The sequence below is a fragment of the Flavihumibacter petaseus NBRC 106054 genome, from assembly GCF_000974785.1.
Classification (GTDB): domain Bacteria; phylum Bacteroidota; class Bacteroidia; order Chitinophagales; family Chitinophagaceae; genus Flavihumibacter; species Flavihumibacter petaseus.
In genome coordinates, this window is record NZ_BBWV01000004.1 from 80835 (window position 1) to 106357 (window position 25523).

Genomic DNA, 25523 nt, shown 5'->3' on the forward strand with positions numbered 1-25523 from the left:
TTTCGTGGCATGGAAAACACGCCGCTGTACAGCATTCCTGCCAAATACCGTAAAATCGAGAACCTGCATATTGTTTTCTGGCTGATCAAAGACATGTGCTGGGCCATGCTCTGGAAACCCCTTGGATTAGTGATGATCGTACCGACCGTTTCGGTTGCTGTGCTGATCACCTGGCAAACCCGGAAACTAAAGGCTGAATTGTACCATAACCTGGCCGTATTGTTCTGGATCATTGCCAACTGTTACTGGATGGTAACAGAGTTCCTTGCGCTACCAGATGAGACCAGGTATTATGCTGCGGTACCTTTCTCCATCGGCATAGTGATCATCGCTGCCTATTATATCAGGGTATTACCAGCCGAAAAGACGGAGGCTATGGCTAATGCCGGATAAGTTCGTCGCCAACCCGTATCGTGCCTGAACCTTCATGCAACAGGTTCTGACCAAACAGCACCTTCTTGCCCACAGTCCGGTAAGCAGCAAGGGTTTTCAATGGTTCCTTTCCTTTTTCGCCAGTCTGCTGATTGACCGTGGTCATTACACAGCGGGCGCAGGGCTTGACTCCCCGGAAATGGATATCACCAATATGGAAGGTGAAGTCCTCGTCTTCCTCGAAAGCGTAACCACCCCCGAAAACAATATTTGGCCGGAAACGATCCATCGAAACCGGCATTTCCAGCCGGCTGTTCAGGTCGTCCAGGGAAGCCTGACCGATCACCAGTACCGGATAGGCATCAGAAAAACCAGTGATCTCTTCGTTGGCTGCATAATCGAGGTCCACTTTCCGGATACTGTCCTCCGGCATATACACCAGACGGCAGGAAAACCCGATCTGACGGGTAAACCACTGATCCGCTTCGGATGATACATACAGGGCACTGCAAACGTCGTCCCAGATCGTAACTTTTATGGGGTCGCCACCCGGCGCATCAAAAGGTATTTCTATACCATCAGCCGGATCTGTTTTCAGAAATACCAGGATACCATTTTCAACGATCGCAGTCTGCAGGAGTGCCATCCGTGGATGCTCGCGTTGTGTAAGGAACCTGTTGTTCTCATCTACAAGCATCCATCGGCGGTCGTACTGCAGGCCCCTGGTTTCTACCTTTGCTTCTGCAACGGCAATTCCGCCAAGTGATTTGATCGGATAGATGTGGAGTTCTGTGATCTGCAGCATCCTGCAAATTATTAATTTTAAGGCAGAAACCACTTTAATGAAACCAACGATCACGATCGAATATTGTCCCAAATGTCATTGGCTGTTACGTGCCGCCTACATCGCGCAGGAACTCCTCACCACATTCGAAGAAGACCTCCAAGCGGTGAGCCTCGAACCGAGTGCCGTGAGTGGGAGATTCACTATCCGGGTGAACGAGGAAATACTGTTTGACCGCAAGACCTATGGTGGTTTTCCGGAGATCAAGGAACTCAAGCAGCTGTTGCGCGATAAAGTGAGTCCTGGCAAAAACCTGGGGCATTCCGATACACCGGTTCATCATGCCTAACGAAAACGCGCCGCTATATGGTCTCGTCCTGTGCGGTGGCGAGAGCACGAGGATGAAACAGGAAAAAGGCCTCCTGGTAACCGGCGGAAAGACCTGGGCTTTACGGACAGCGGATCTCCTGGCACCATTCGTGCGAAACGTTTGGCTTTCGATCCGCAATAACCAGGAAGAAGAATATCGCGTTGTGATTCCTGAAGCATCGTTTATAGCCGATGAAGATCATCCACAATTATTCGGGCCATTGACAGGTTTGATCAGTGCAAACCGGCAATTCCCTGGCGCTGACTGGCTGGTACTCGCCTGTGATCTGCCGGCGCTGACATCCCGCACTTTGCAGCAACTGCCGGAGGCACTCCGGCAAAATCCCGGTTATGATGCTTATGCATTCTTTCACCCGCAGTCCGGTCAGTTTGAACCATTGGTCGCCATTTATTGCCAGTCCTTCCTGCATAAGGTTTGCGAGCTCCTCAAGACATCCGCTGAACCCGCACCCGGACTTCAAAAGCTACTGCGTCTGCACAAGACATTCTCATTGCCGGTTGATACAGAACTCCTGCAGGAATTGACCAATGCCAATGATCCTCAAACCGCCCGCCCCTGGCTTTAGGCTGATTGTTTCTCCCATTCGCGTGGCACGAATGCGTCTTTGGGTGCGTCGCATACTGCGCACTGATATTGAGCAGGCAGATCCCCAAAGGATGTTTCAGGATCATCATAAACAGACAGGCATTCACCGCATTGATGAATTTGTTGAACGGCGGTTTTATCAGGCTGACGATTAGATTGTTCCACCTGCTGGCTTGCGGCAATCGATTTTCCATCATAATAGGCAATTATTGCGCGTCGCAATTGTTCCGGCAACAGCCAGCGGGGATTGTTCCTGCTGAATACCCAGGCCGTCCGTTTGTTTGGGTTGAATTCTTCGGAGCAGCAGATATCATAGCGATACCAGAATGACCATCTTCCCAGGCGGATCATCGCCCGGCGACGAATCAGAATATTGCAAAAGACCTCGGAGCGCGGCCTGGTCTTGATACCAAAACAGATACCGAATGTCCGGATATCATCACGATTGAGTTTTTTCAACAGGAATATTTTCAATGCGAGCGCATCGGGATTCTGATCCTCTACCTGGAAATTCAGTTCGTTGGCAGCGTGCCGCATATTGATCCGGAACTGGTCGAGCAACGCGTTCCAACGGGGGCGATCTGCATCTTCGATGCTTTTGATCATGATAGACTTCCAGGGGGTGATACAGAACTGCCCGATCCTTGTTTCCAGGCATAGCCGGCAGATGCTTTTCAGGAAGTCGATTGACAACCACTCTTCCCGGGTGTAAATACCAAGCCAGTTCTTATTGCCATAACGGTTGAGCCCCTCGTAATAGGGCAGGTTAAATGGCGGAAGCTCGAGATGCGCTTCCGCTTTTTTCCAGAGGTAGTGCGCCATCGCCGGATGTCCAAACAAGGCATCTCCATTCATTTCACCCTTCATCAGCTGATCTTCCAGGCAGGCCGTGATGCTGGCGAGGTCATTGGTATAAGCACAGACCGGAGCTTCGTAAATAATATTTGTTTTCGGAAACCGGATAAAGCAATGCCAGTAGTGAGGCGATCCCGGCGCCGCCACCCAGTTGATGTTCCCGGTAAGCATTGGCGTAAAACTCTGGTTGGCATCTGAAATATTCACCTTAAGTCTTGGCCGGAAATCAAATGCATCAAAGATATCCTTGTATACCCCTTCGCTCAGCCAGCTACGCGTGATAAAAATTTCTTCCGCGGGAAAAGAACTGACGATATTGGGAAACCCCTCCAGGTTATTGACATAGTCAATTCCCAATGCATCCAATTCTACGCATAGTGCGTTCCGGATGCTGTCATCAACTTCCAGGAACATCTGTTGCCGCAAACCAAAACTTGCCCTGCGGAGCCCAAGGCGACCGGCTGCCACCAGTATGTTATACAGATCACCCGGCGACACAATGCCGCCGCGAAAGTCTATCCGGATGACTGGTCCTGGTTTCATGGTTGTTGGTTTACCGGTCTTTTTCCCCAACCAAATTCTTCCATAGCATGGGGGAAATTTTTGTTTTCATGTCCGGGGCGGCAAAGTTTCACCAGGGCAAACCGCTGAAGCTCATCGAGCCTGCTCCACTCAGTGTGTTTTATTTTCCAGCCATATTGAATTGCCTGTAATTGAACCTCTTCAGGAACGATATCCTGCTGCTGCCAGGATGGCGATTGTTCCGGCTCAAATAATTTAGGCGACTGGCCGGAATGTTTTTCGGACAGCCTGATGAGTAGCTCGCGGTAATGGCTGATCTCTGTTTCGTTAACACAGGGAGCATTAACCAGCAACTGTCTTTCCGTGAAATGGCAACGCACCCAGGTAAGCAACAGCAGCTTCACACCGGCAAGGTCCAGTTTAAACCGGACAACCATTGGGATACAACGGATGCCCGTATCTACAAAATCTGCTTCGAATCTGAAAAATGCTTTTTTATCCATTACATGCCTGTTGTGTTTTCAAGAATATTTTTCACTTCGGAACGACAGCTTCCGCATCCCATGCCTGCACCGGTCAGCTGGCACAACTGCAGCAGATCAGTACATCCGGCTTCAATACGCGACAGCAAATTGCCTTCCCCTACGCTACTGCAACTGCAAACCAGTTTGCCGAGAACCGGCTCCGATTTTTTACCCGAGCGCAGCAACTGCAGGCGCTTTTCGCTGAGTTCAAGTTTCTGCTGGATAAGATCCCGGAATTCAAGAAACTCAGATTTATCGCCCATCAGGATCGCACCCACCAGCCGGTCTTTGTAAATAATACACTTCTTATAGTATCGCTGTGCCTTGTCGATGAAGACCACTTCTTCATAACCGGGCAGATCAGGACACTCAGTGATGCCCAGAGAACAGATCTCTGTACCATGAACTTTAAGGATATTCATGAGCAGTGAGCCATCATACCGATGAGATACATCTCCATTCAGAAAGGATGCTACGACGGCCGCCTGTTGTTCGGCAGCAGCCGTAATTCCGAACATCGCGCCCCGGAACTCTGCAATTTCACCAATGGCAAAAATATCGGGATCACTGGTCTGCATGAATTCGTTCACTACTACTCCCCTGCCCAGTTCCAGTGATGCAGCCTTTGCCAGCTCCGTATTCGGTTGGGTTCCGATGGAGGTCACGAGCGCCTGGCAGAATTTCTGAAGCCCGCTCCTGAGCCGGACACCTTCAATTGTCTCCATACCGAGGCAGCGTTCAATCTCATCATTACAACACACGTCAATTCCCTTGTTCTCGAGTTCTTCCTGCAGTAACTGGCTACCCAGTGCATCCAGCTGCCGGTCCATCAGGCGTGAACTGCGGTGCAAAAGGAATACGTTGAATCGCGCTTCGCGCAAGGATGCTGCGAGTTCGATGCCGAGTAATCCACCACCAACGATGCCAACCGGCCTTCCGTCAGGAAGCAGGTGGGCCATCAACTGGTCTGCGTCTGACCTCGAGCGTATCGTAAAAATCCCGTTCATGGGCGGCAGGTCACGCAAGGTAGCGGAACGGCTCCCCATGCCCAGGATCAGCCGATCGTAGGCATGTGTAATGCCCTGGTCGTCTGTAACTGTTTTTTGTTTACGGTCGATGGCAACGATACTAATCCCGCGGTGCAGTTGAATATTGTGACGCTGTTCGTCTTCCACTGTCATTTTCACCAGCTGTTTCCAGGGCATAGCGCCATTGATATAATCAGGCAGCAGCACCCTGTTGTAAAAGGGCAGGTTCTCCCTGCTGAAAACCTGGATGGTGTCCTCCTTATTGAGTGCCCGGTGCGACTTCACAAAACCATGGGCGCCCGCGCCGGCACCAACAACGATGATCCGCCGCACTGGCGGTATATAGCGGTGCACAGCAACCGCAGTAAATTTGAAATCGGGCTCTTTACTCATGGGATCAACCACGTTGGCGGTAAGGTTGTTGGCGCGCAGCAAGTCGTTGTCTTTCTGTTTACCCCAATGCATCGGCAGGAACACCACTCCTTTTTTTATGGTGGTGGTAAGCTTTGCCTTTACCCTCACCTTTCCGCGGGGGCTGATCACTTCCACCAGGTCATTTTCCCGGATACTTCGGCGCCGGGCATCCTCCGGATGAATTTCAAGGAAAGGTTCGCGAATATGTTGTTTCAGCTTATTCACCTTTCCCGTCTTACTCATGGTATGCCATTGGTCCCGTATTCTGCCTGTGGTAAGGATCAATGGAAATTCAGGTGTGGTCTTCTCGCTATCGTTGTCGTCCGGAACATCGTGAATGATGGCTTTACCGGAAGCCGTCGGGAACTGATGATCGCTGAAGAGCCGGCGTCCGGACGAACCCGTGCTGGCCGGCTCTGCTGCAGGGTCTTTTATTTCAGGGAATGGCCATTGCAGGGAGCGGTGCCGGCGCAACAACGCGTAATCTATTCCGCTGAAGTCAATATTGGTGCCTTTCGTAAGCTGTATGTGTTCCCTGAAGATTTCCCCGGGGTCTTTGTAATCGAACCCGTGAAATCCCATTTTCTGCGCAAAGCGGCAGATGATTTCCGCATCCGGCAAGGCTTCACCTGGTGGCTCACGAAGTTGTTCCAGCAGGGTAATGCGCCGTTCTGCATTGGTCATCGTACCTGTTTTCTCGGTCCAGCCTGCTGCGGGTAAAATCACATCTGCATAAGCCAGGGTTTCAGGCCTGTTACTGATGTCCTGCACCACTACGAATTTTGCCTGTTTCAGGGCTTCTTCGGCCATCCGTACATCTGGCAGGCTTACCAGCGGATTGGTACAAAGCAACCAGATTGCCTTCAACCTGCCCTCCCTTAATGCGGAAAACATCTCCGTCGCGGTGAGCCCTGGTTGCGGTGCGATCGGCCCGCTCTGCCAATATTCCTGCACTTCCCGGCGGTGCTGTGGATTATTGAGATCCCTGTGCGCGGGCAAAAGATTGGACAGACCGCCCACTTCTCTTCCTCCCATTGCATTTGGCTGACCGGTAAGGGATAACGGCCCTGCACCTGGCTTACCGATCTGCCCGGTGATCAGGTGCAGGTTAATGAGAGAAAGATTTTTGTTCACGCCCACAACACTCTGGTTAAGACCCATCGTCCACATGCTGAGGAAAGCCCCGGCATTACCGATCAGCCTGGCGGCCTCCCTGATCTGTTCGGCTTCAATGCCGCATAGCTGTGCTGCTTCTTCGACCGTACGCACCATAACAGTATCCTGCAACTTTTCGAACCCTTCCGTATGATACCGGATGAACCGGAGATCGATATCTCCGTTTTCGATCAGGCATCGTGCCATGGCGTGATGCAGGGTGATGTCCGTACCGGGCTGGATCTGCAAATGACAATCTGCCAGCGCCGCCGATTGCGTAACGCGGGGATCGCTCAGGATTATCCTGAGTTTAGGATTGGCTGCTTTAGCGGCTTCCACTCTCCGCCAGAGTATCGGGTGACACCAGGCGGGATTGGCACCTGCAACAAACAGGCAATCTGTATGTTCAATATCGTCGTAGCAGGCAGGAACAGAATCTTCCCCCAGGCTCATCTTGTACCCAACTACCGCCGAACTCATGCAAAGCCTGCTGTTGGTATCAATGTTGTTGCTACCGATAAACCCTTTGATCAGTTTATTGACCACATAATATTCTTCTGTAAGGCATTGGCCGGATGCATAAAAAGCAACAGCATCGGGTCCATGCCGCTTGATTATTGCAGTAAAAACAGCAGCCGTTCTTTCCAGTGCAGCATCCCAGGAAACCCGTTGCCGTGGAAGATTTCGTCCGTACCGCATTTCAGGAAAAAGAAGCCGGTCTGAGTCGTCAGTGAGGGTATGATGCAGGTTCATGCCTTTGGAACAAAGCATGCCTTTATTCACCGGGTGATCGGGATCTCCCTCCACCATAATTTTCCCCTGCCGGTCTTTGCTGACCAGTATGCCGCAGCCAACGCCACAATAACAACAGGTTGTCCTGACGGTTTTCATTTGATTATGCACGCATTGCGGTGGAGAGATCTTCGGCAGTGGCTGCTTTGGCCGGGCGAAGGAAGTAACGCAACACGGCAACGACAAGACCTACGCCGAATACGGTCACGCCCAGGTAAAAAAATGCAATAGCGTAGGGAAAAGCCTTGAAAAGAAATCCGATCAGCATCGCGCCTATATTACCTCCGGCGCCAACGATACCTGCAACACTGCCCACCGCTTTTTCATTGATAAACGGCACCATGCTGTATGTGGCTCCGTTAGCCATTTTGAGGCACAGTCCGAAGAAGAACATCAGCGAGATTGCCAGCCACAACACCCCGGCTTTGGCAAAAAGCATGATACCAATTCCTTCGAACACCAATAATATCATCAGCAGATTTACTTTTCCCGAAAAACCGAAGCGCTTTCCTATACGATCAGAAAGTATCCCTCCAATAGCCCTCGCAAAAATGTTGAGCCAACCGAAGATGCTGGCCAGCAGCCCGGCCATGATCAGCGTCGCTTTATAATCATCGTGAAAAAAGGATGCCGCGAAATTATCCACGGTTATCTCGACTCCGAAACAAGCCGCATAGGCCAGTGTCAGCATCCAGGTGCGGTAATCCTTTGCCGCCAGGAGAAATGTATTTTCTTTTTTCTTCCCTTTCACCTCAAGATCTTCAAGATTACCTGCCGGCGTGTCTTTGGTGTAACGGTAATATACAAACGCCATTACCAGCAGTAATATTCCCGGAAAAACCATGGCCAGCCGCCAGCTGTCTTCCCTTGAAACCATTCCCATCGCAACCAGTCCGGCTGCGATCAGCGGCATCAGGACCTGGGTAGCGCCACCGCCGGTATTACCCCATCCGCCGGCTACGGCATTGGCTGTTCCCTTGATCTGCGGGGCAAACATCACAGCGGTATGGTATTGTGTTAAAACGAAGGAGGCACCGATTATTCCGATCGCAAGCCGGAACAGGAGGAAGGTTGTATAGCTGTTGCTTAACCCGATCAGCATTACCGGAAAAGCACAAATGACCAGCAAGGCGGTATAGGTTTTACGGGGGCCGAACAAATCACATAGCCTTCCGACAATCAACCTGGCCAGGATGGTTGCAGATACTGCCGCGATCCCGATATTTCCCTTCTGCACCTTCGTCAGGTGTAGTTGTTCACTGACCAGCGGCATCAGCGGCGCGATACCAAACCAGGCAAAAAAACAAACGAAGAAAGTCAGCCAGGTAATGTGGAAGGTGCGCATCTGAACGCCTTTCGTTTTAAAGATGTTCAGCGACTGCAGCGGAGCGTTGTTGCTTTGCATGGCTTTAGTTTTTGGTATTGATGAGGATAGATGGGCGGATATTCAGACTGAGGTAGGTCCACCATCCGTTATGGCGCACCGCGTCGGGATTAAGGTTCTTGGCATAAGCAAGACTGGTGGTACCTGCCATAAAGCCCGCACCGTATTCGAGTGTTGCCCATGAGGCGGGCTGGTATTGCATCAGCAGGTCAAATTCACTTCCGAGATATCGTGATATTGCTTTACCTGCTGCATCCTGCTGATCATTGGCCAGGAGGAAATAATGATAGTCCAGACCGGCATTGAACCGCTGCGACTTGCCAGTGTATTTCACCTTCAGGTAGGGATTTTTTAATCCACCTGCGGGAGCTCCTGTTCCTGCATAGAAATAGTCCATTTGCCCCCAGAACTTGTGCGGCGTACCATAGAGGGGATCAAACCGGTGGTTGACAGATCCCGGATTGAGCGCATCATTTCCGGACAACAAGTCAAAACCTGCGGTGTACTGCCAATTGGTTTGTTTGAATGTGAGGTTAATACTGCCCATCCACGCGAGGAGATTGTTGCCGTCGCGGTCTTTTCCCCATTGTGACCAGGCGCCAGCCTGCAACAGGCATTTCTTACCGGGATCAAGGGCTGCATTCCATTGCAGGCCAGAGGTCACGCGGGTGACGACCCCGGCAGTATTGAATCGTTTGCCGTAGATATACCCTGTATCTGTTCCTGCAACATTTCTTACAGAATCCTGCGTATATCGTCCGAACTGATCAGCAAACAGGAGCGCTGCAACGCGATGCTGCTTCCAGGTTTTTGCAGCATACAGGAACTGAAAGGCTTTGTAATTCTGGGTGGCAGCGTTGGTGGATGGTGGATTCTGCAAAGCCGGCGTACCATTTTTGGCACTGTTACCGTTACTGGCAACTGCAGGAATAAACCCCGAAGGAGTTGGTGCAAGATTCCCTTTGCTGTCTTTCACATAGGGTAATACATTGGCAGGTGTATAGGTAGTGCCATTGTAGGTGAACGCATCCGTATTCTGGTTAAATGCCAACGCAAGATCCACCTGCCAGCCACTTTGCATCATCCGGATCAATGCTGCATCATGGCGGCGCGCTTGCTGCAACCAGTCGAGGTTTCCGATCAGGCGCTGATCATCATAAACCAGTTCCTGCCGGCCTATCCTGATACTGAGATAGTCCAGCACACCATGTGACCAGGAGGAATCTTTTTTATTGGCAATGATCCATTCCGCCCATGCTTCGTGCATACTGAGGCGATTGCCGTCAGCATTGGAAACAGAAGAAGCGTCCTGGCCCCAGATCCTTACATCCTGCAGTGAAAACTGAAGCTGAAGCCGGGGATGCTGGTAGTTGATGCCCAACCGGCTTCTCTGCGAAATGAATGCTGCCGGATTTGCTTCTTTTGGCTGAAGCGTACCGACCCCTCCCCGCAGTTCAGCACGTGGCCGGATTTGAGCCTGAAGACTGAGTTGTGCATGCACCCGCGAGGCTATGCCGAGTAACAGCAGGGCGAGTACAGGAATTCTTTTCAGTTGCTTTCCCATAAGTAGTTGTTGGTTGTTTGGTTGGAAAACAGAGAATCATTCGTCCATTCCGATAAATACCCATCCGTTTTCAATCTTTACCGGATAGGTTTTGATGCTGCATTCATCGCCGGACAAACATTCCCCGGTTTCGAGGGAAAAAGTTTTTTTGTGAAAGGGACAGGCAACTTTGGGAATGTCACCCTGTGATCCAATCATGCCCCGGCTAAGTGCCATCTGATTCCGGTGTGGACATTCATTCTGGGTGGCATACCAGGTGTCGGTCCGTGTAAAATGGAAAAGCGCGACCTGTTCTTCTCTGATCTTTACACAAACGCCACCATTTTTTGGTACATCAATGGTACGGCATGCCTGGTACCAGGTAATAGGTGCTGATGCTATCATGGTTGTAGAATTAGTATAGTGTCGGGGCGGTTGCGAACCGCCCGACTACTGGCAAACAATCGGGAGAGATGCAATCGTGGCTATTTCCATTCGGCAGCGCGTTTCTGGTCGCGCAGCGGGGCAAATGCTATCGTAGGGTCTTTTTCTTCCGGTGCATTTACAAAGTGGCTGAATCGTTTTCTGATCTCAGGGTCATTGACAGCTGCTTTCCACTCGCATTCATAGCTGGCTACCAACAACTGCATTTCTTCTTCCCATGCAGCAGCCAAACCGAGGCTGTCATTCACCACCACATTGCGGAGATAGTCTATGCCGCCTTCCATTTTATTCAGCCATGTGGCAGTACGGGTAAGCGGATCAGCTGTCTTAATATAAAACATCAGGAAGCGATCGATATAACGGATACAGGTTTCTGAATCGAGATCAGCAGCAAGCAGTAATGCATGTTGCGGTTTCGATCCGCCATTGCCGCACACATACAGGTTCCATCCTTTTTCGGTAGCAATGATGCCGAAATCTTTTGATTTCGCTTCTGCACATTCCCTGATACATCCGCTGACACCTGATTTTATTTTATGCGGAGCGCGTATTCCGCGATACCGTTCCTCCAGGCGAATGGCATAGCTCACCGAGTCATGGAGTCCGAACCGGCACCAGGTACTGCCAACACAGCTTTTTACTGTACGAAGCGCCTTGCCGTAAGCATGTCCGCTTTCGAAACCCGCAGCGATGAGTTCTTCCCAGATAGCCGGCAGATCAGACAGGTGTGCGCCGAAAAGGTCTATGCGCTGTCCGCCCGTAATCTTGGTATAGAGTTGATATTTCTGTGCGACCTGTCCAATGATGATGAGTTTCTCCGGTGTAATTTCCCCACCGGGGATTCTTGGTACTACGGAGTAGGTGCCACCTTTCTGAATGTTCGCCAGGAACCGGTCGTTGCTGTCCTGCGCAGTATCATTGCCTTTACGGAGAATCATTTCTCCCCACAAACTTGCAAGGATGGAACTGATGGCAGGTTTACAGGTCTCACAGCCATGGCCTGATCCCAACTGGGAAAGCACTTCGTCGTAACTGCGTATGTCGTGCAATTTCACCAGATCGAACAGCTCCTGGCGGGTGTAGGGAAAATGTTCACAAAGAAGGTTCCTTATATATTTTCCCTGGGCTTTCAGGGTGTGGTTCAGCAGGTCTTTGACCATTGGCATACAACCTCCACATCCTGTGCCTGCTTTTGTACATTTCTTAATTGCATCTACAGTTTCGCAACCGTCTTCTGTTATAGATTTCAGTATTGCCGCTTTGGTCACAGCTTCGCAGCTGCATATCTGTGCGGCATCGGGTAGGGAGTCAACGCCCATACCTGTCTGCTCACCTGCAGACCGGCCTCCGAAGAGCAGGGCATCTGCCTGTGGTGGAAGCACGATCTGATTCTTACAGGTTTGCAGTAACATATTGTAGTCTGCGGCATCACCCACCAGCACACCCCCAAGCAGTGTTTTTCCGTCTCCGCTTATGTTGATACGCTTATAGATTCCCTGCTGATGATCAGTTACAGAAATGGTCCGGATGTTGTCGCCTTCAATAAAGGGATCTCCGAAACTGGCGACATCCGTGCCGATAAGCTTGAGCCTGGTACTCATATCAAACCCGGTAAAACTGCGGTGCCTGCCAGAGATCCGGTCGGCAACCACATCGGCCATTTCATACCCTGGTGCCACGAGGCCATAAATCATATTACCGTGCAGGGCGCATTCGCCGATGGCGAAAATGTGGGGGTCGGTGGTTTCCAGATTGTCGTTTACCACAATCCCGCCCCTGCTTCCTGTTTCGAGTCCCGCAGCGCGGGCCAGTTCATCTCTGGGCCGGATACCGGCAGAGATTACAAGGATATCAGTGGAGAGTTCTGTTCCATCCGTAAATCTCATTTTTGAAACGTTGTCATCTCCTTCAATAGCAGCCGTATTCTTATTGGTATGGATAGTTAGACCAAGCTGTTTCAAACGCGCTTCCAGCAACAGTGAACCGGTAGCGTCAATCTGGCGGGGCATGAGCCGTGTAGCGAATTCGATCACATGGGTATTGGTGATTCCCAGGTCGACAAGGGCTTTTGCAGCTTCCAAACCCAACAAGCCACCGCCGATAACGGCTCCAGTACGGCATTTACCGGCCCAGTCGCGCATCATCTCAAGATCTTCGATCGTGCGATAAATGAAAACACCTTTCTTTTCCGTGCCGGGCACGGGCGGAACAAAGGCTGCCGAACCGGTTGCCAGGATCAGAAAGTCGTAAGAAACGGTAATGCCCTGGTGAGAGGTGATGGTTTTGGAAGCCCGGTCGATCCGGATAACAGGATCTCCCAGGAGGAGCCGGATCTGGTTTTCTTCATACCAGGCAGCCGGAGCCAGGGTGAGTTCTTCAGGCGATTTTCCGGCGAAAAATTCACTTAGGTGTACCCGGTCATACGCTGGACGTGTCTCTTCGCCGAAAACAGTAATCGTGCGTTGGGCAGGTGGAATTCGGTTGACCAGTTTCTCGCAGCATTTGTAGCCAACCATCCCGTTGCCGATAATTACGATCCTCATACATTGGTTTTGGTGATGATCCTAATTATGGCAAGCAATCAATTATAAATAATTATATGTAATGTATCCTAAGCAGTTAAATAGATATTTTTATTACAAACATTACTTATGTCATAAATCTAAATAATAATAATCATATTTTGTAATACAAATAATGACATTTATCACATTTTATTTTTTTATATATGCATAATACTGCCTCCCATCTCCCATTTTTAAGCCTGGTTGGTGCCGGTCCCGGTGACCCCGAACTGATTACTGTAAAGGCCATCAGGGTACTTTCTACTGCGCGCGTTATCCTGTATGATGCCCTTGTGAACACTGCTCTGCTGGACTATACTCCCGCCAGTAGTCTTAAAATATTCGTAGGGAAGCGTTATGGCTGCCATACACTCTCTCAACAGGAAATCAATGATCATATCATCGCCTATGCGAAAAGCCACGGGCATGTGGTCCGGCTTAAGGGAGGAGATCCTTTTGTTTTCGGCCGGGCCGCAGAAGAACTGGAAGCAGCAGCGGCTGCCGGTATCCCGTCACAGGTGATCCCTGGCATCAGCAGCGCCCTTGCCGTTCCCGCGGCAGCTGGTATTCCGCTCACGATCAGGGGATGCAGCGAAAGCATTTGGGTGACTACCGGTACCACCCGTAATGGCGACATTTCCTGCGATATTGCGCTGGCTGCTCAATCATCGGCCACGGTAGTCATTCTTATGGCCATGAGCCGCCTGGAAGAGATCATGGAAATATTCGCCATGCACGGTAAGGCTCACCTGCCGGTTGCCATTATCCAGAACGGTACCCATGAAGTGCAAAAAATCATAACGGGAACGGTCAGGGATATCGCTTTCCGGTCAACAGCCGCCGGTCTGTCCAACCCGGCTATTATTGTGGTGGGCGAGGTTGTCAACTTTCCACAACTGCTGCAACAGGTTGAAAAGCAGCAAAAAGGTTTACATTTAGCGGAATGAAGTCCGCCAAGCCTTGTCAACTCAATAACTGTTTTTTCTGTAACGGATGCCTGCCGGAATGGAAGCCGGCAATTGACGGGCACCGTAAAACGATCAGGTTTAGCAAAGGTGAAACGCTATTCCAGGAAGGCGACCCGGTATCCGGTATTTTCTTTGTAGAAACCGGCTGTGTCAAAGTACACAAACACTGGGGAAGCGAAAAGGAATTGATCCTGCGCTTTGCAAGCAATGGAGATATCATCGGTCACCGGGGACTTGGATCGGAAACAGCGTTCCCGGTAACCGCAACAGCGCTTGAGCCAACAACTGCCTGTTTTATTCCCATAGACTTTTTTTTGGCTTCCCTGAAAGTGAATCATGAGTTCACGCTTCAACTGATGCTATTTTATGCAAAAGAGCTTCAGGACTCCGAAAGAAAAATGCGCAACCTTGCCCACATGCCGGTAAAGGGGCGACTGGCAATTTCCCTGCTGTTATTACAGGAAAAATTCGGGAGGGATAGTGAAGGCGCACTTAACCTACCGATCCAGCAACAGGATATTGCTTCCTACATCGGTACTGCTTATGAAACATTGTTCCGCTTTATGCAGGAATTCATCGCCAATGGCTGGATCAGGAAAGACGGCAAGAAGATCTATATACTGGATGCAGCCGCGCTTGCACAAACAGTCGATTCACTTTCTGCCTGACCTCCTTCTCAGGCTGCTTTCAATCCGCTGACAAGCACATCAAACGGATCCTGCTTCAGCAGGCGCACCATCGCGTGATACAAATCGGGGAGCTCATGGCGGAAACGAATGGGGTTTTCAAAAAACACTTCCACGCTTACCGCCCAGAATTCATGATAGTTTGATGCGGCATATTCACCCAGGATAGTTTTCCTGCCTCGTTGCATGTCCTGATAGATTGGGCGTGCCACTTTAGAATATTCGTGAAACTCTTTCTTGAAATGTTTGTCTTCGTCTGTCTTTGTGATAAAATTGACGTAGGCCAGAGCATGGGCCATCTCATGCAGCCCGACATTGCTGCTATCCTGCGTACTGCGGATGCCCTGCAGGAAATTATCCCATGACAGGTAAATTCCGGAACTGTCAACATGCCCCATAAAAGGGAGTGAATAGTAGCCATAGTGATAGTCATGCTGAAGCACATAGATATCACGGAAATAATTAAGCGAAAAATTTTCCAGACCCAGGGTGAGTTGTGCCGCGGTGGCGCTGATCAGGATCGGCATGTCGTCTGATTTTTCGACACCCACATAGTGAAATTTTTTTGAGCGGTAGAAAAGATAAGCACGAAACAACCATTTCTGCTGTTGGGCAAGATCAAGTTTATTGAAGTACCTGATGTTGTTGGAGATCAAAGACCGAAAGTAGGTTTCATGCTGTTCGAACCCCTTCTTCCGGCGATAGAGGAGAAATTTCTGGAGGCGTACATGCAATGCATCAAATGCAAAGATGATACAGAACACCAGCAAACAAATGAATACGATTTCCATAAGGGTCTCTTTTGGTGGTAAGAAAATCGGCTTTGTTAAGCTGGTTAGACACAGTTATGGATGTGAGGGTCTTCGCAGAGGAGATTGTACGGATTAATGCGAGAGAGGTAGCAATTCGGGAAACCAGATACAAGATAAATCTAGAATTTGAGCTTTAAAAGTCTTTTAGCATAATATTAGTCTAAAAAGTAGATTTACTATGCCCTCTATCGGGCATTACCTGTTTGCATTTTCAAGTAATACGATGGGGTCTTGTTGTAAGAGGTCCACCAGTGTCTGGTACAGGTTTGGTTCTTCGGCTTTAAGTTGCCGCGGTTGTTCAAAAAATGTTTCAACGGCAACTGCCCAGCATTCCTGCATACTTGAAGCAGCATAAGGATTCAGGACGGAAGATCCGCCTGCCCTGATTTTTTGAAACAACGGCAACGCTGCAATTCTGAATGACTGATATTTCTGGCTGATCTCATCGTCGCCGATACTGAAAGCATGCGCCATCTCATGCATACCGAGATTATCAGCATCAGTATAGTCACGGTAACCCTTCAGAAAATGATCCCAGCTGATGTAGATCCCCATGCGGTTGACATGACCGGCAAAGTCCCGCTGATAACCTGGAAGGCGATATGCGGTTCTTACCACGAAAATGGTCTCGAAATGGTCGAGGGTAAAGTGTTCGAGGCCGAAAGTCAGCTGGATGGCTGCTGACCCGATCAGGATTTCGGCGTTTCTGTTTACGGGCATGCCTACAAACCGGAATTCGATTGCGTCGAGAAACCGCCCGAGCCTTTCCCGGAAGCGCACCCTTTCATTATCCGGCAACAGGGCGTAGTAGGGGTTGTTTTCCAGCAACAGTTGATGAAAATCAGCCATGTCAGTTCCGGAAACGGGCGCACGCTCCCTGCTCCAGCGCCTTACCCCGCGATAAAGCGTGTCCCACTGCCAGAGCAGGATCACTAACGGTACCAGGCCGGAAAATATGGTCAGAAAGACGGCCATTTGTGCTTTTGCGGGTGAACTCCTATCAATTACCTTTGCCCCTCAATAAAAGACCGAAAATACAATCAGCATGTATAGAACGCATACCTGCGGAGAATTAAGACAGGAAAATACCGGACAAACAGTAACCCTGGCAGGCTGGGTGCAGACTGTCAGGAAATTTGGCAGCATCAGTTTTGTCGATCTTCGTGACCGGTATGGGATCACCCAGTTACTCTTTGGAGAGTCGCTCAACCAGTTACTCGATGAGCAACCGCTGGGTAGGGAATTCGTATTGCAAGCCACCGGCAAGGTGGTTGAAAGGACAAACAAGAATCCGCAGATGCCTACCGGTGATGTCGAAATTGATATTACTGCTTTCAAAATACTGAATAAGGCGGCAACGCCTCCGTTCACCATTGAGGACAAAACAGATGGCGGGGACGACCTCCGCATGAAATTCCGCTATCTGGATCTCCGCCGCAACCCTGTTCGACGGAACCTCGAACTTCGTTATGCCGTTAACCGTTCCGCCAGGAATTACCTCCATGACAACAATTTCATGGATATCGAAACACCATTCCTGATCAAAAGTACCCCGGAAGGGGCCCGCGACTTTGTGGTACCCAGCAGAATGAATCCCGGCCAGTTCTACGCACTGCCGCAAAGTCCGCAAACCTTTAAGCAGCTGCTGATGGTGAGTGGATATGACCGGTATTACCAGGTGGTAAAATGTTTCCGCGACGAAGATCTCAGGGCTGACCGCCAACCGGAATTCACCCAGATCGACTGCGAGATGAGTTTTGTGGAACAGGACGACATCCTAAATATGTTCGAAGGCCTGGTTAAAAGGGTTTTCAAAGATGTAAAACAAATCGATTATGCCGATAAGGTCGACCGGATGACCTGGAATGATGCCATGATCCGTTACGGAAACGACAAACCGGATATCCGTTTTGGCATGGAATTGACTAACCTGAAGACCATTTTTGAGGGTCAGTCCGGTATTGAAGAAGCAAAAGCAATTTTTGAACAGTCCGGTTTCAAAGTATTTAACGATGCGGAAACCGTTCTCGCTATTGCGGTACCCGGTGCCAGTGAATATACCCGCAAACAGACAGATGAACTGACTGAATGGGTTAAGCGCCCTCAGATTGGTATGAACGGACTTGTGTTCATCAAGTGCAATTCCGACGGTTCATTCAAGAGCAGTGCCGACAAATTCTTCCCTGAAGACCAGCTTAAAGCGCTTGCCGGCATTTGCGGGGCGCAACAGGGCGATCTGATCCTTATTCTTGCTGGTCGTGAAGAGCGTACCCGTAAGGCTGCAAGTGAACTCAGGCTGGAAATGGGAGAAAGGCTTGGCCTTCGCCGAAAGGATGAATTCAAGCTTCTCTGGGTGCTCGACTTCCCCCTGTTTGAATATGCCGAGGCTGAAAATCGTTGGGTAGCCCGCCACCACCCGTTCACAGCCCCAAAACCTGACCAGATCGCCACAATGATCAATAACGATCCTGTCATCAGGGATGCTGCCAATTACCTGAGCCACCCCTATGCCAATATCAAAGCCAATGCCTATGATATGGTGTTAAACGGCAACGAGATCGGCGGAGGTTCTATCCGTATCTTCCAGCGGGAACTTCAGGAAAAGATGTTTGACGCCCTCGGTATGAGTAAGGAAGAAGCGCAACACAAATTCGGATTCCTGCTGGGCGCATTTGAATATGGAGCCCCCCCGCACGGAGGTATCGCTTTCGGCTTTGACAGACTTTGCGCTATCCTTGGCGGTTCGGAAAGCATCCGCGACTTTATCGCGTTCCCGAAGAATAACAGTGGCCGTGACGTGATGATTGATGCGCCTTCAGTTATTGATGAAGCACAATTGGAAGAACTGCAAATTCAAACCGACCTGAAAAGCTGATCATGGCAATGATATTGTACCGCATACTCACTTATACCCTTTTGATCGCCGGGGCATTGTTCGCGATGGCATTCCTCAGTACATTGATGCTCGCACTTGCTAATCCGATTTTACTGTTACCGGTTTTTGTGATTGGCTGCCTCCTGATCTATACCTATACCAGCTGGCGCTTCCTGAGTAAGGCGATTGATGCACATCAATACTGCAAACGCTCTCTGCGGGATCTTATCCGGGTAAACGGGTTTGTCTCCCTGTTTTTAGGGTGCTATATGCTCATCGTTGCTTACATGATGCTCTTTCGTCCGGAGATGCTGGATACGGCAATCGATCAGGCAATCTCTATGCAGAAAACCACGGTTGAAGGCATGGAGGATGCCATGCGAAAGACGATACCGCTCATGGCGAAGCTTATGTTAACCTATGCCATCGTCCTCATTACCCATATTTTCATTACATTCCGGTTAATCCGGCAACATGCAGATGCATTTGACGAGTAAGTAAATATTCCTTAAATTGGAAAAACGAGTTGCTTGCCCATGGGCAGCAGCTCGTTTTTTTATTATAACCAAACGCTTATGAGGGAGGCTTCTGTATTCAATAACTATTGCATGATTCCTGAGTCGTGGGATGAAATGTGCAGCGGCAATCAGATCCGGCCGCAATATCAGCAGGTATTCGATACACTGAATAATCTGACAGCAGCGACGCTTTCCGGTAAGGATCAACTCGCCGGAGAACTTTTTCTCAACCAGGGAATTACTTTTACTGTTTACAGCGAAAACGAGGGAATTGAGCGGATTTTCCCGTTTGATATTATCCCGCGCATTATTCCGGGAAAGGAGTGGTCGCATATCGAAGCCGGCATCAGTCAGCGGCTTAAGGCACTTAATCTCTTTCTGAATGACATCTACAGCACCCAGCAAATTCTGAAAGACGAAATCGTGCCGATGGACCTGATTGCTTCCAGTCCGCAGTACACCCGGGAAGTTTTCGGCATAAAAGTGCCCTACGACATATTTGTGCATATTTCCGGAATTGACCTGATCAGGGGCGCAGACGGCACTTACTACGTGCTGGAAGATAATCTCCGGACACCCTCAGGTGTTTCCTATATGCTTGAAAACAGGGAAGTCACCAAACGCCTTTTCCCGGAAATGCTTTCGGCGAATGCGGTTCGTATGGTAAACAACTATCCGTTGGAACTGTACAATATCCTGGTTTCACTGGCACCCAGGCAGATTGCAAATCCTACAGTGGTGTTACTGACACCGGGCGTTTTCAATTCTGCCTATTACGAGCACACTTTCCTGGCCCGCACCATGGGAATTCCGTTGGTGGAGGGCCGCGATCTGATGGTGGACAATCACAAGGTTTACATGAAAACCACCATGGGTTTGCGGCAGGTAGACGTTATCTACAGAAGGATTGATGATGATTTTATGGATCCGCTGGTTTTCCGGCCTGATAGTGCTTTGGGAATTCCCGGAATCCTGGGTGCATACCGGAAGGGTAATATTGCACTGGTGAATGCATTCGGGAACGGCGTGGCTGACGACAAGGCAGTTTATGCGTATGTTCCCGCCATGATCAGGTATTACCTCAATGAAGAGCCGATCCTGCCCAATGTGCCGACCTACCAGATGGCTGATCCTGAATCAAGGGAATATACTTTCAGGAATATCGGCAATATGGTGATCAAGCGAACCAACCAGTCCGGCGGTTACGGCATGCTGATGGGAAACTCCGCAGGCGAAAAAGAAATCAGCCTGATGCTGAAAGCTGTGGAAGAAGACCCGCGGAATTTCATCGCCCAGCCCATTATCAAACTCAGCACTGTACCCTGCTTCCTCAATAACCGTTTTGAACCGAGACATGTAGACCTGCGGCCATTTGCACTTTGCGGCCCCTCGGGAATAAAAATTGTACCCGGTGGCTTAACGCGTGTTGCGCTTCGCGAAGGTTCGCTGGTGGTTAATTCTTCGCAGGGTGGAGGTAGTAAAGACACCTGGATACTGAATGATCATTAATCTTAAACCTGTTAACCCGGAATATGCTGAGTAGAATTGCCGATGCCCTATACTGGCTGAATCGTTATTTCGAACGAACTGACGCTCTTCTCCGCTCCCTGCACATCAATTACGCCCTTTCCCTTGATAAAGGTGAGTACGCCGCACAGAGCTGGCGATTACTGGCAGACATGTATAGTACTGCCACTGACGGCAGGAGGATACAACTGGCAAGTGATCCGCTGGCGCTTGTGCAGCACCTCATTTATGACAACACCAATGGAAATGCCATAAGGGCAATGGTGATCAAAGCCAGGGAGAACGCCCGCGGCGCACAGGATCACATTACCAAGGAAGTGTGGGAACAGGTAAATCAGGTCTATCACCTGATCAATAATCCACTGCTGCAACAACGCATGCAACGGAACGATACCCTGAGTGTTCTTGAGCAACTGGGTACCCAGCTGATCCTTTTTAACGGCGTAACCGACAGCACCATGCCCCGAAATATGGGTTGGAATTTTATGACGCTCGGAAAGTTTACAGAGCGTTGTATGATCACGCTGGAGTTTGCAGACAGAAGTTTTGCAGATACCGGGTACAGCCTAGAACATTCCCATGATGTGCTGTACTGGCGCAACCTGCTCTTTTCGTTATCGGGATATGAACTTCACCTGAAGACCTACAGGAGCAGCAACTATAACAGGAACGTTACTGATCAGGTGTTGTTCAACAAACAATTTACCAGGAGTGCCAGCTACTGTTTAGACCGGATCGGGTTTTATCTGAACAAAGTAATCCAGAACAATCAAAGCGATGAGGCCAATGCGCTGCTGAAACAGTTCGGCCGCCTGCAAAGCCGCGTGGAATACGCCGACTTTGCTACCTTACAGGAAGAGGGCCTGCAATCCTATATACGGGAGCTGCGGTCAGGTTTGCTGCAATTCAATCTTCAATTCAGCCAGTTATTTTTTTCTTACGCGTAAATTGCCCTATGCCGACATTCAGAATTCATCACATCACCAGCTACGAATACAACCGGCCGGTAACGGAAAGCGTCAACGAGATCAGGATATTTCCCTTTGCCTGTACAGCGCAGGAAGTACTGCAACATGATCTGACCATCACCGGCAATCCCGAAATGCATTTCTATATTGACTACTGGGGAAATAAGGCGGGCGTTTTCAATCTTGTTTCCGCCCATACCGAACTGATCATCGAAAGTAAATTGCTTGTCCGGACGGTCCCGTCACCAAACCCAGCCCAGCAATACACTTCGGGCTTCGATCAGCTTCACACCGAATCCATTGCACAGTTTAACCTCCTGGAATTATCCAATCCGGAACTGTTGAAACAGCAGGCAGCCATTGATGAGATCGTAGGCATTATACATCAGCCCTGGAAAAGCGTCAGTGGTACAGTACAGGAATGTTGTCAGTTCATCTATCAGCATTTTAAATATATTCCCGGTATAACCGATACCGAAACGACGGTGGATGAGATCATCACCCAACGTGCGGGTGTTTGCCAGGATTTTGCGCACGTCATGCTGCAGGTTTTGAGAACATTGCGTATCCCCTGCCGGTACGTCAGCGGATATATATGCCCCAACAAAAATGGCCTGCGTGGCGAGGGTGCTACGCATGCCTGGGTGGAAGCCTGGATCCCCGGTGCGGGTTGGGCAGGCATTGATCCCACGAATAATATATGGGTATCCAATCATCATGTCAAACTTGCCGTAGGCCGTAATTTCCGGGACTGCACGCCGGTGAAGGGCAGTTTTAAAGGACCCGCAAAGCAGAATCTCTTTGTATATGTTTCAGTGGGATATGAGAATGGCCAGCATTTTGAAGAAACGAATCAGGTGCGTTCGCCGGGTCCGGGGGAAGAACGATATTTGTTCCCCGCCGGTGATGGTACCGGAATGCAACAATAGATAACCATGGCCGCCCCCCTCGCAGAACGATTGAGACCCGCATCACTGAATGAACTGATCGGGCAGGAACACCTGACAGGAACAGGAAGCATCCTCCGGAAAGCTATCGAACAGGGTAATGTGCCCAGCATGATTCTCTGGGGCCCGCCCGGCGTTGGCAAAACAACTATTGCCAATATTATCGCCAATGAACTGCGCATTCCTTTTTTTACACTCAGTGCTATTTCATCAGGCGTAAAGGAAGTAAGAGAGGTGATTGAAAAAGCAAAAAACCTCGATAAAGCAATCCTGTTCATCGACGAGATTCACCGGTTCAACAAATCGCAGCAGGATGCCCTGCTTGGGGCCGTCGAAAAGGGAACCATAACGCTGATCGGAGCTACTACAGAAAACCCTTCCTTTGAAGTAAACAGTGCCCTTCTCAGCCGTTGCCAGGTATATGTACTAAAGTCACTCAGCGAACCCCAGCTGCTCGCACTGATCCGGCAGGCCATCGAAAAAGATGACTGGCTCAACAGCAGAAATCCGCAGCTCCTGGAAACCGAAGCTTTATTGCGGTTAGCTGGTGGTGACGGAAGGAAACTGCTGAACCTCCTGGAGCTCGTGGTACAATCTGCAGGCGATGTCGTGAACGGAAACGTTGAGGTAACGAATGACCTGGTTATGGCCGTCGCGCAACAGCAACTCGCCATGTACGACAAAAGCGGCGAGCAACATTACGACATCATTTCTGCCTTTATCAAATCTATGCGTGGCAGTGATCCCAACGGTGCAGTATACTGGCTTGCCAGGATGATCGCCGGTGGTGAAGACGTTAAGTTCATAGCACGCCGCATGGTGATTCTTGCCAGCGAAGATATCGGCAATGCCAATCCCAATGCACTGCTGCTTGCCAATGCCTGTTTTGAAGCAGTCAATAAGATCGGCCATCCCGAATCAAGGATCATCCTTTCACAATGTGCAGTTTACCTCGCTACCTCACCCAAGAGCAATAGTTCGTATATGGCGATCGACGCAGCCCTGGCACTGGTCGCGCAAACAGGTGACCTTCCGGTTCCCCTCCACCTCAGAAATGCGCCAACCAAACTGATGAAGAACCTGGGTTATGGCAGGAACTATGAATACGCACACTCCCATGAAGGCAATTTTTCCCTGCAGGAATACCTGCCGGATGCGTTACAGGGCCGAATGCTTTATGAGCCTTCCGCGAACGCCCGTGAAGAGGAAATCAGAAAATTTCTCCGGACCAGGTGGAAAGACAAATATGGCTATTAACTTAACAGCATGAATATCCGCTGGCAACTTAGCCCCTTCCACGACCTTAAAGCAGATGAAGTATATCAGCTGCTCCGCCTGCGCAGCGAAGTATTTGTTGTAGAACAGCAGTGTGTCTTTCTCGATATGGACAATAAAGACCAGCAATGCTGGCAATTACTGGGATGGAAGGGCTCCAGCCTGGCCGCCACCTCCCGAATTTCCCCGCCCGGCCTGCTGTTTGAAGAAGTTTCCATCGGCCGTGTAGTCAGTTCACCGAAATTCCGGGGGGAGGGCATAGGAAGGCAACTGATGGAGCAATCCATCTCGAGCGCCATTTCCCTGTTTGGCAGGCAACCGATCCGAATCGGAGCCCAGTTGTACCTGCTTCGCTTCTACGAATCTCTGGGATTTTCTGCCCAGGGAGCTGTCTACCTGGAGGATGGCATTGAACATGTAGAAATGGTACTACAACTCTCGTAGTTACCCGCTAGTATAAATACGCATTATAAAAAAAAACGGTTTTCGTTATACGACAGCGTTCTTCCAGTTCGTTTCATGATTGAATCCATGTAACCGCTCGAAAACAAAATCTGATATTCATGAAACAGCATTTACACTATGTAGTGCGTAAATGTACCTTATCTCTACTTGCACTATCATTTACACAAATCACCTTCGGTCAGATAAATCTGGCGAACCAGCTGGAAGCTGGCGTCACGTTTGGGCCGTCCAATTTTCTCGGTGATCTGGGAGGCAACAAAGGAATAGGCAAAGGTTTCCTGAAAGACAATAACTTCCCGATGACCAAGTTCATCATCGGCGCCCATATCTCCACCTACCCAAGTCCTGTATGGGGCCTGAGGCTGGCAGTAAACTATGGATCGCTTCAGGGAGAAGATCAGATCATTAAGGGTCAGGGTGGCTATGAAGAAGCCAGGAAATTCCGTAACAGTGATTTCCGTTCCAAACTGATCGAGGGTATGCTGGTTGCGGAAATTTATCCTACTGTGTATTTTGAATACGACCCTGATGATTTCTATAAGAAGTTCCGGCCATATGGCATTATCGGCGTGGGGGTATTCCATTTTAACCCCCAGGGAACTGACCCGCTGACAGGAGGTTATGTGAACCTGAAAGAATTGAGTACCGAGGGACAGGGATTTGCTGAATATCCTGACAGACAACCATACAAGCTGACACAACTGAATATTCCGATGGGCCTTGGCTTGAAGTATTTCATTTCCGAAAACACGACCATTGCTCTCGAGGTGTTGCACCGGAAAACCTTCACCGACTACATCGATGATGTCAGCACCACCTACGTTGATCCTGAATTGTTTGATAAATATTTCGGCATCGGATCTCAAAAAGCGCAGCTCGCCAGGAGAATGGCCAATAAAACCGATCAGAACGGCACTGCCAGTGCAAGTTTTGAGCCAGGCGATAAGCGTGGAACAGCGACGAACATGGATGCCTACTATTCCATTGGTTTTAAACTTGGCTTCCGGTTGGGCAGAGAAAGAGATGGCGACAGTTACAGGTCCATCAAATGTCCGACGTTACGCTTTTGACCCGTTATCCGGCCGACTAACCCTGATATTCAGTTGACGTAAAGGAAACTGTTAT

At 49.8% G+C, this 25523-nt stretch carries 23 protein-coding genes; 13 read left to right on the plus strand and 10 right to left on the minus strand.

Features of this window, described 5'->3' with window-relative positions; all coding sequences use genetic code 11:
* Positions 1 to 9 precede the first annotated feature (9 nt).
* Positions 10 to 393, plus strand: a complete 384-nt coding sequence (locus FPE01S_RS19725) for a hypothetical protein (protein WP_046370825.1) — start codon at positions 10 to 12, stop codon at positions 391 to 393.
* On the opposite strand, the gene FPE01S_RS19730 is transcribed toward FPE01S_RS19725, so the two are convergent.
* Positions 380 to 1177, minus strand: a complete 798-nt coding sequence (locus FPE01S_RS19730; RefSeq protein ID WP_046370826.1) for an MOSC domain-containing protein — start codon at positions 1175 to 1177, stop codon at positions 380 to 382. The two genes, FPE01S_RS19725 and FPE01S_RS19730, sit on opposite strands and share 14 nt — an antisense overlap.
* Before the next feature lie 37 nt (positions 1178 to 1214).
* Between FPE01S_RS19730 and FPE01S_RS19735 the strand changes: the two genes are divergently transcribed.
* A complete protein-coding gene (locus FPE01S_RS19735; protein ID WP_046371253.1) occupies positions 1215 to 1505 on the plus strand; it encodes an Rdx family protein in 291 nt (96 codons plus the stop codon).
* Positions 1498 to 2112, plus strand: coding sequence for an NTP transferase domain-containing protein (locus tag FPE01S_RS25150; RefSeq protein WP_072054024.1), 615 nt, complete (start codon positions 1498 to 1500; stop codon positions 2110 to 2112). Before FPE01S_RS19735 ends, FPE01S_RS25150 begins: the two co-directional genes overlap by 8 nt.
* Here FPE01S_RS25150 and FPE01S_RS19745 read toward each other — a convergent pair.
* The 7 genes from FPE01S_RS19745 to nirB all read right to left on the minus strand — a co-directional run bounded on the left by FPE01S_RS19745 (position 2109) and on the right by nirB (position 13336).
* Entirely contained in the window at positions 2109 to 3530 is a 1422-nt protein-coding gene (locus FPE01S_RS19745; protein ID WP_046370827.1) for a rubredoxin, read from the minus strand. The two genes, FPE01S_RS25150 and FPE01S_RS19745, sit on opposite strands and share 4 nt — an antisense overlap.
* Positions 3527 to 4012 (minus strand): nitrate reductase associated protein, encoded by a 486-nt coding sequence (locus FPE01S_RS19750; protein WP_046370828.1) that lies wholly within the window; start codon positions 4010 to 4012, stop codon positions 3527 to 3529. Before FPE01S_RS19750 ends, FPE01S_RS19745 begins: the two co-directional genes overlap by 4 nt.
* Positions 4012 to 7521 (minus strand): nitrate reductase, encoded by a 3510-nt coding sequence (locus FPE01S_RS19755; protein WP_046370829.1) that lies wholly within the window; start codon positions 7519 to 7521, stop codon positions 4012 to 4014. Before FPE01S_RS19755 ends, FPE01S_RS19750 begins: the two co-directional genes overlap by 1 nt.
* A gap of 4 nt (positions 7522 to 7525) precedes the next feature.
* Positions 7526 to 8827, minus strand: a complete 1302-nt coding sequence (locus tag FPE01S_RS19760) for a NarK family nitrate/nitrite MFS transporter (protein ID WP_046370830.1) — start codon at positions 8825 to 8827, stop codon at positions 7526 to 7528.
* Between the two features lie 4 nt (positions 8828 to 8831).
* Positions 8832 to 10370 carry an alginate export family protein gene (locus FPE01S_RS19765; RefSeq protein WP_046370831.1) on the minus strand — a complete coding sequence of 513 codons (1539 nt, stop codon included), beginning with the start codon at positions 10368 to 10370 and terminating at the stop codon, positions 8832 to 8834.
* Between the two features lie 36 nt (positions 10371 to 10406).
* Complete coding sequence (gene nirD / locus FPE01S_RS19770) at positions 10407 to 10754, minus strand: nitrite reductase small subunit NirD (protein WP_046370832.1); 348 nt, start codon at positions 10752 to 10754, stop codon at positions 10407 to 10409.
* 80 nt (positions 10755 to 10834) lie between these two features.
* Positions 10835 to 13336 carry a nitrite reductase large subunit NirB gene (gene nirB / locus FPE01S_RS19775; protein WP_046370833.1) on the minus strand — a complete coding sequence of 834 codons (2502 nt, stop codon included), beginning with the start codon at positions 13334 to 13336 and terminating at the stop codon, positions 10835 to 10837.
* A gap of 185 nt (positions 13337 to 13521) precedes the next feature.
* Here nirB and cobA point away from each other — a divergent pair, with 185 nt between their 5' ends.
* Together cobA and FPE01S_RS19785 are read left to right on the plus strand one after the other, a co-directional pair.
* Positions 13522 to 14304, plus strand: coding sequence for a uroporphyrinogen-III C-methyltransferase (cobA, locus tag FPE01S_RS19780; RefSeq protein ID WP_046370834.1), 783 nt, complete (start codon positions 13522 to 13524; stop codon positions 14302 to 14304).
* Entirely contained in the window at positions 14301 to 14993 is a 693-nt protein-coding gene (locus tag FPE01S_RS19785) for a Crp/Fnr family transcriptional regulator (protein WP_046370835.1), read from the plus strand. Before cobA ends, FPE01S_RS19785 begins: the two co-directional genes overlap by 4 nt.
* Positions 14994 to 15001: 8 nt before the next feature.
* Here the strand turns inward: FPE01S_RS19785 and FPE01S_RS19790 are convergent, their stop codons facing one another.
* Both FPE01S_RS19790 and FPE01S_RS19795 read right to left on the minus strand, forming a co-directional pair.
* The gene (locus FPE01S_RS19790; protein ID WP_046370836.1) at positions 15002 to 15802 is read right to left on the minus strand and encodes a zinc-dependent peptidase; all 801 of its coding nucleotides are present in this window, start codon (positions 15800 to 15802) and stop codon (positions 15002 to 15004) included.
* A gap of 216 nt (positions 15803 to 16018) precedes the next feature.
* On the minus strand, positions 16019 to 16798 hold the full coding sequence (locus tag FPE01S_RS19795; RefSeq protein ID WP_046370837.1) for a zinc-dependent peptidase: 780 nt from the start codon (positions 16796 to 16798) through the stop codon (positions 16019 to 16021).
* 70 nt (positions 16799 to 16868) lie between these two features.
* Here FPE01S_RS19795 and aspS point away from each other — a divergent pair, with 70 nt between their 5' ends.
* The 8 genes from aspS to FPE01S_RS25155 all read left to right on the plus strand — a co-directional run bounded on the left by aspS (position 16869) and on the right by FPE01S_RS25155 (position 25468).
* Entirely contained in the window at positions 16869 to 18698 is a 1830-nt protein-coding gene (aspS, locus tag FPE01S_RS19800; RefSeq protein WP_046370838.1) for an aspartate--tRNA ligase, read from the plus strand.
* A 2-nt stretch (positions 18699 to 18700) separates the two neighbouring features.
* Complete coding sequence (locus tag FPE01S_RS19805; RefSeq protein ID WP_046370839.1) at positions 18701 to 19195, plus strand: hypothetical protein; 495 nt, start codon at positions 18701 to 18703, stop codon at positions 19193 to 19195.
* A gap of 78 nt (positions 19196 to 19273) precedes the next feature.
* The gene (locus FPE01S_RS19810) at positions 19274 to 20725 is read left to right on the plus strand and encodes a circularly permuted type 2 ATP-grasp protein (protein WP_046371255.1); all 1452 of its coding nucleotides are present in this window, start codon (positions 19274 to 19276) and stop codon (positions 20723 to 20725) included.
* Between the two features lie 23 nt (positions 20726 to 20748).
* Complete coding sequence (locus FPE01S_RS19815; protein ID WP_046370840.1) at positions 20749 to 21690, plus strand: alpha-E domain-containing protein; 942 nt, start codon at positions 20749 to 20751, stop codon at positions 21688 to 21690.
* Positions 21691 to 21698: 8 nt separating this feature from the next.
* Entirely contained in the window at positions 21699 to 22640 is a 942-nt protein-coding gene (locus FPE01S_RS19820) for a transglutaminase family protein (RefSeq protein ID WP_046370841.1), read from the plus strand.
* A 6-nt stretch (positions 22641 to 22646) separates the two neighbouring features.
* Positions 22647 to 23915, plus strand: coding sequence for a replication-associated recombination protein A (locus FPE01S_RS19825; protein WP_046370842.1), 1269 nt, complete (start codon positions 22647 to 22649; stop codon positions 23913 to 23915).
* Positions 23916 to 23924: 9 nt separating this feature from the next.
* Entirely contained in the window at positions 23925 to 24377 is a 453-nt protein-coding gene (locus FPE01S_RS19830) for a GNAT family N-acetyltransferase (protein WP_046370843.1), read from the plus strand.
* Between the two features lie 119 nt (positions 24378 to 24496).
* Complete coding sequence (locus FPE01S_RS25155; protein WP_052956049.1) at positions 24497 to 25468, plus strand: DUF6089 family protein; 972 nt, start codon at positions 24497 to 24499, stop codon at positions 25466 to 25468.
* Positions 25469 to 25523: the final 55 nt, after the last annotated feature.

Coding starts and splice junctions, on each gene's coding strand:
- aspS (WP_046370838.1), top strand. CDS start 16,869: ATGTATAGAACGCATACCTGCGGAGAATTAAGACAGGAAAATACCGGA.
- FPE01S_RS19765 (WP_046370831.1), bottom strand. CDS start 10,370: ATGGGAAAGCAACTGAAAAGAATTCCTGTACTCGCCCTGCTGTTACTC.
- FPE01S_RS19830 (WP_046370843.1), top strand. CDS start 23,925: ATGAATATCCGCTGGCAACTTAGCCCCTTCCACGACCTTAAAGCAGAT.
- FPE01S_RS19785 (WP_046370835.1), top strand. CDS start 14,301: ATGAAGTCCGCCAAGCCTTGTCAACTCAATAACTGTTTTTTCTGTAAC.
- FPE01S_RS19730 (WP_046370826.1), bottom strand. CDS start 1,177: ATGCTGCAGATCACAGAACTCCACATCTATCCGATCAAATCACTTGGC.
- cobA (WP_046370834.1), top strand. CDS start 13,522: ATGCATAATACTGCCTCCCATCTCCCATTTTTAAGCCTGGTTGGTGCC.
- FPE01S_RS19745 (WP_046370827.1), bottom strand. CDS start 3,530: ATGAAACCAGGACCAGTCATCCGGATAGACTTTCGCGGCGGCATTGTG.
- FPE01S_RS19755 (WP_046370829.1), bottom strand. CDS start 7,521: ATGAAAACCGTCAGGACAACCTGTTGTTATTGTGGCGTTGGCTGCGGC.
- FPE01S_RS19750 (WP_046370828.1), bottom strand. CDS start 4,012: ATGGATAAAAAAGCATTTTTCAGATTCGAAGCAGATTTTGTAGATACG.
- FPE01S_RS19810 (WP_046371255.1), top strand. CDS start 19,274: ATGAGGGAGGCTTCTGTATTCAATAACTATTGCATGATTCCTGAGTCG.
- FPE01S_RS19805 (WP_046370839.1), top strand. CDS start 18,701: ATGGCAATGATATTGTACCGCATACTCACTTATACCCTTTTGATCGCC.
- nirD (WP_046370832.1), bottom strand. CDS start 10,754: ATGATAGCATCAGCACCTATTACCTGGTACCAGGCATGCCGTACCATT.
- FPE01S_RS25155 (WP_052956049.1), top strand. CDS start 24,497: ATGAAACAGCATTTACACTATGTAGTGCGTAAATGTACCTTATCTCTA.
- FPE01S_RS19795 (WP_046370837.1), bottom strand. CDS start 16,798: ATGGCCGTCTTTCTGACCATATTTTCCGGCCTGGTACCGTTAGTGATC.
- FPE01S_RS19790 (WP_046370836.1), bottom strand. CDS start 15,802: ATGGAAATCGTATTCATTTGTTTGCTGGTGTTCTGTATCATCTTTGCA.
- nirB (WP_046370833.1), bottom strand. CDS start 13,336: ATGAGGATCGTAATTATCGGCAACGGGATGGTTGGCTACAAATGCTGC.
- FPE01S_RS19820 (WP_046370841.1), top strand. CDS start 21,699: ATGCCGACATTCAGAATTCATCACATCACCAGCTACGAATACAACCGG.
- FPE01S_RS19735 (WP_046371253.1), top strand. CDS start 1,215: ATGAAACCAACGATCACGATCGAATATTGTCCCAAATGTCATTGGCTG.
- FPE01S_RS19815 (WP_046370840.1), top strand. CDS start 20,749: ATGCTGAGTAGAATTGCCGATGCCCTATACTGGCTGAATCGTTATTTC.
- FPE01S_RS19760 (WP_046370830.1), bottom strand. CDS start 8,827: ATGCAAAGCAACAACGCTCCGCTGCAGTCGCTGAACATCTTTAAAACG.
- FPE01S_RS19825 (WP_046370842.1), top strand. CDS start 22,647: ATGGCCGCCCCCCTCGCAGAACGATTGAGACCCGCATCACTGAATGAA.
- FPE01S_RS25150 (WP_072054024.1), top strand. CDS start 1,498: ATGCCTAACGAAAACGCGCCGCTATATGGTCTCGTCCTGTGCGGTGGC.
- FPE01S_RS19725 (WP_046370825.1), top strand. CDS start 10: ATGGAAAACACGCCGCTGTACAGCATTCCTGCCAAATACCGTAAAATC.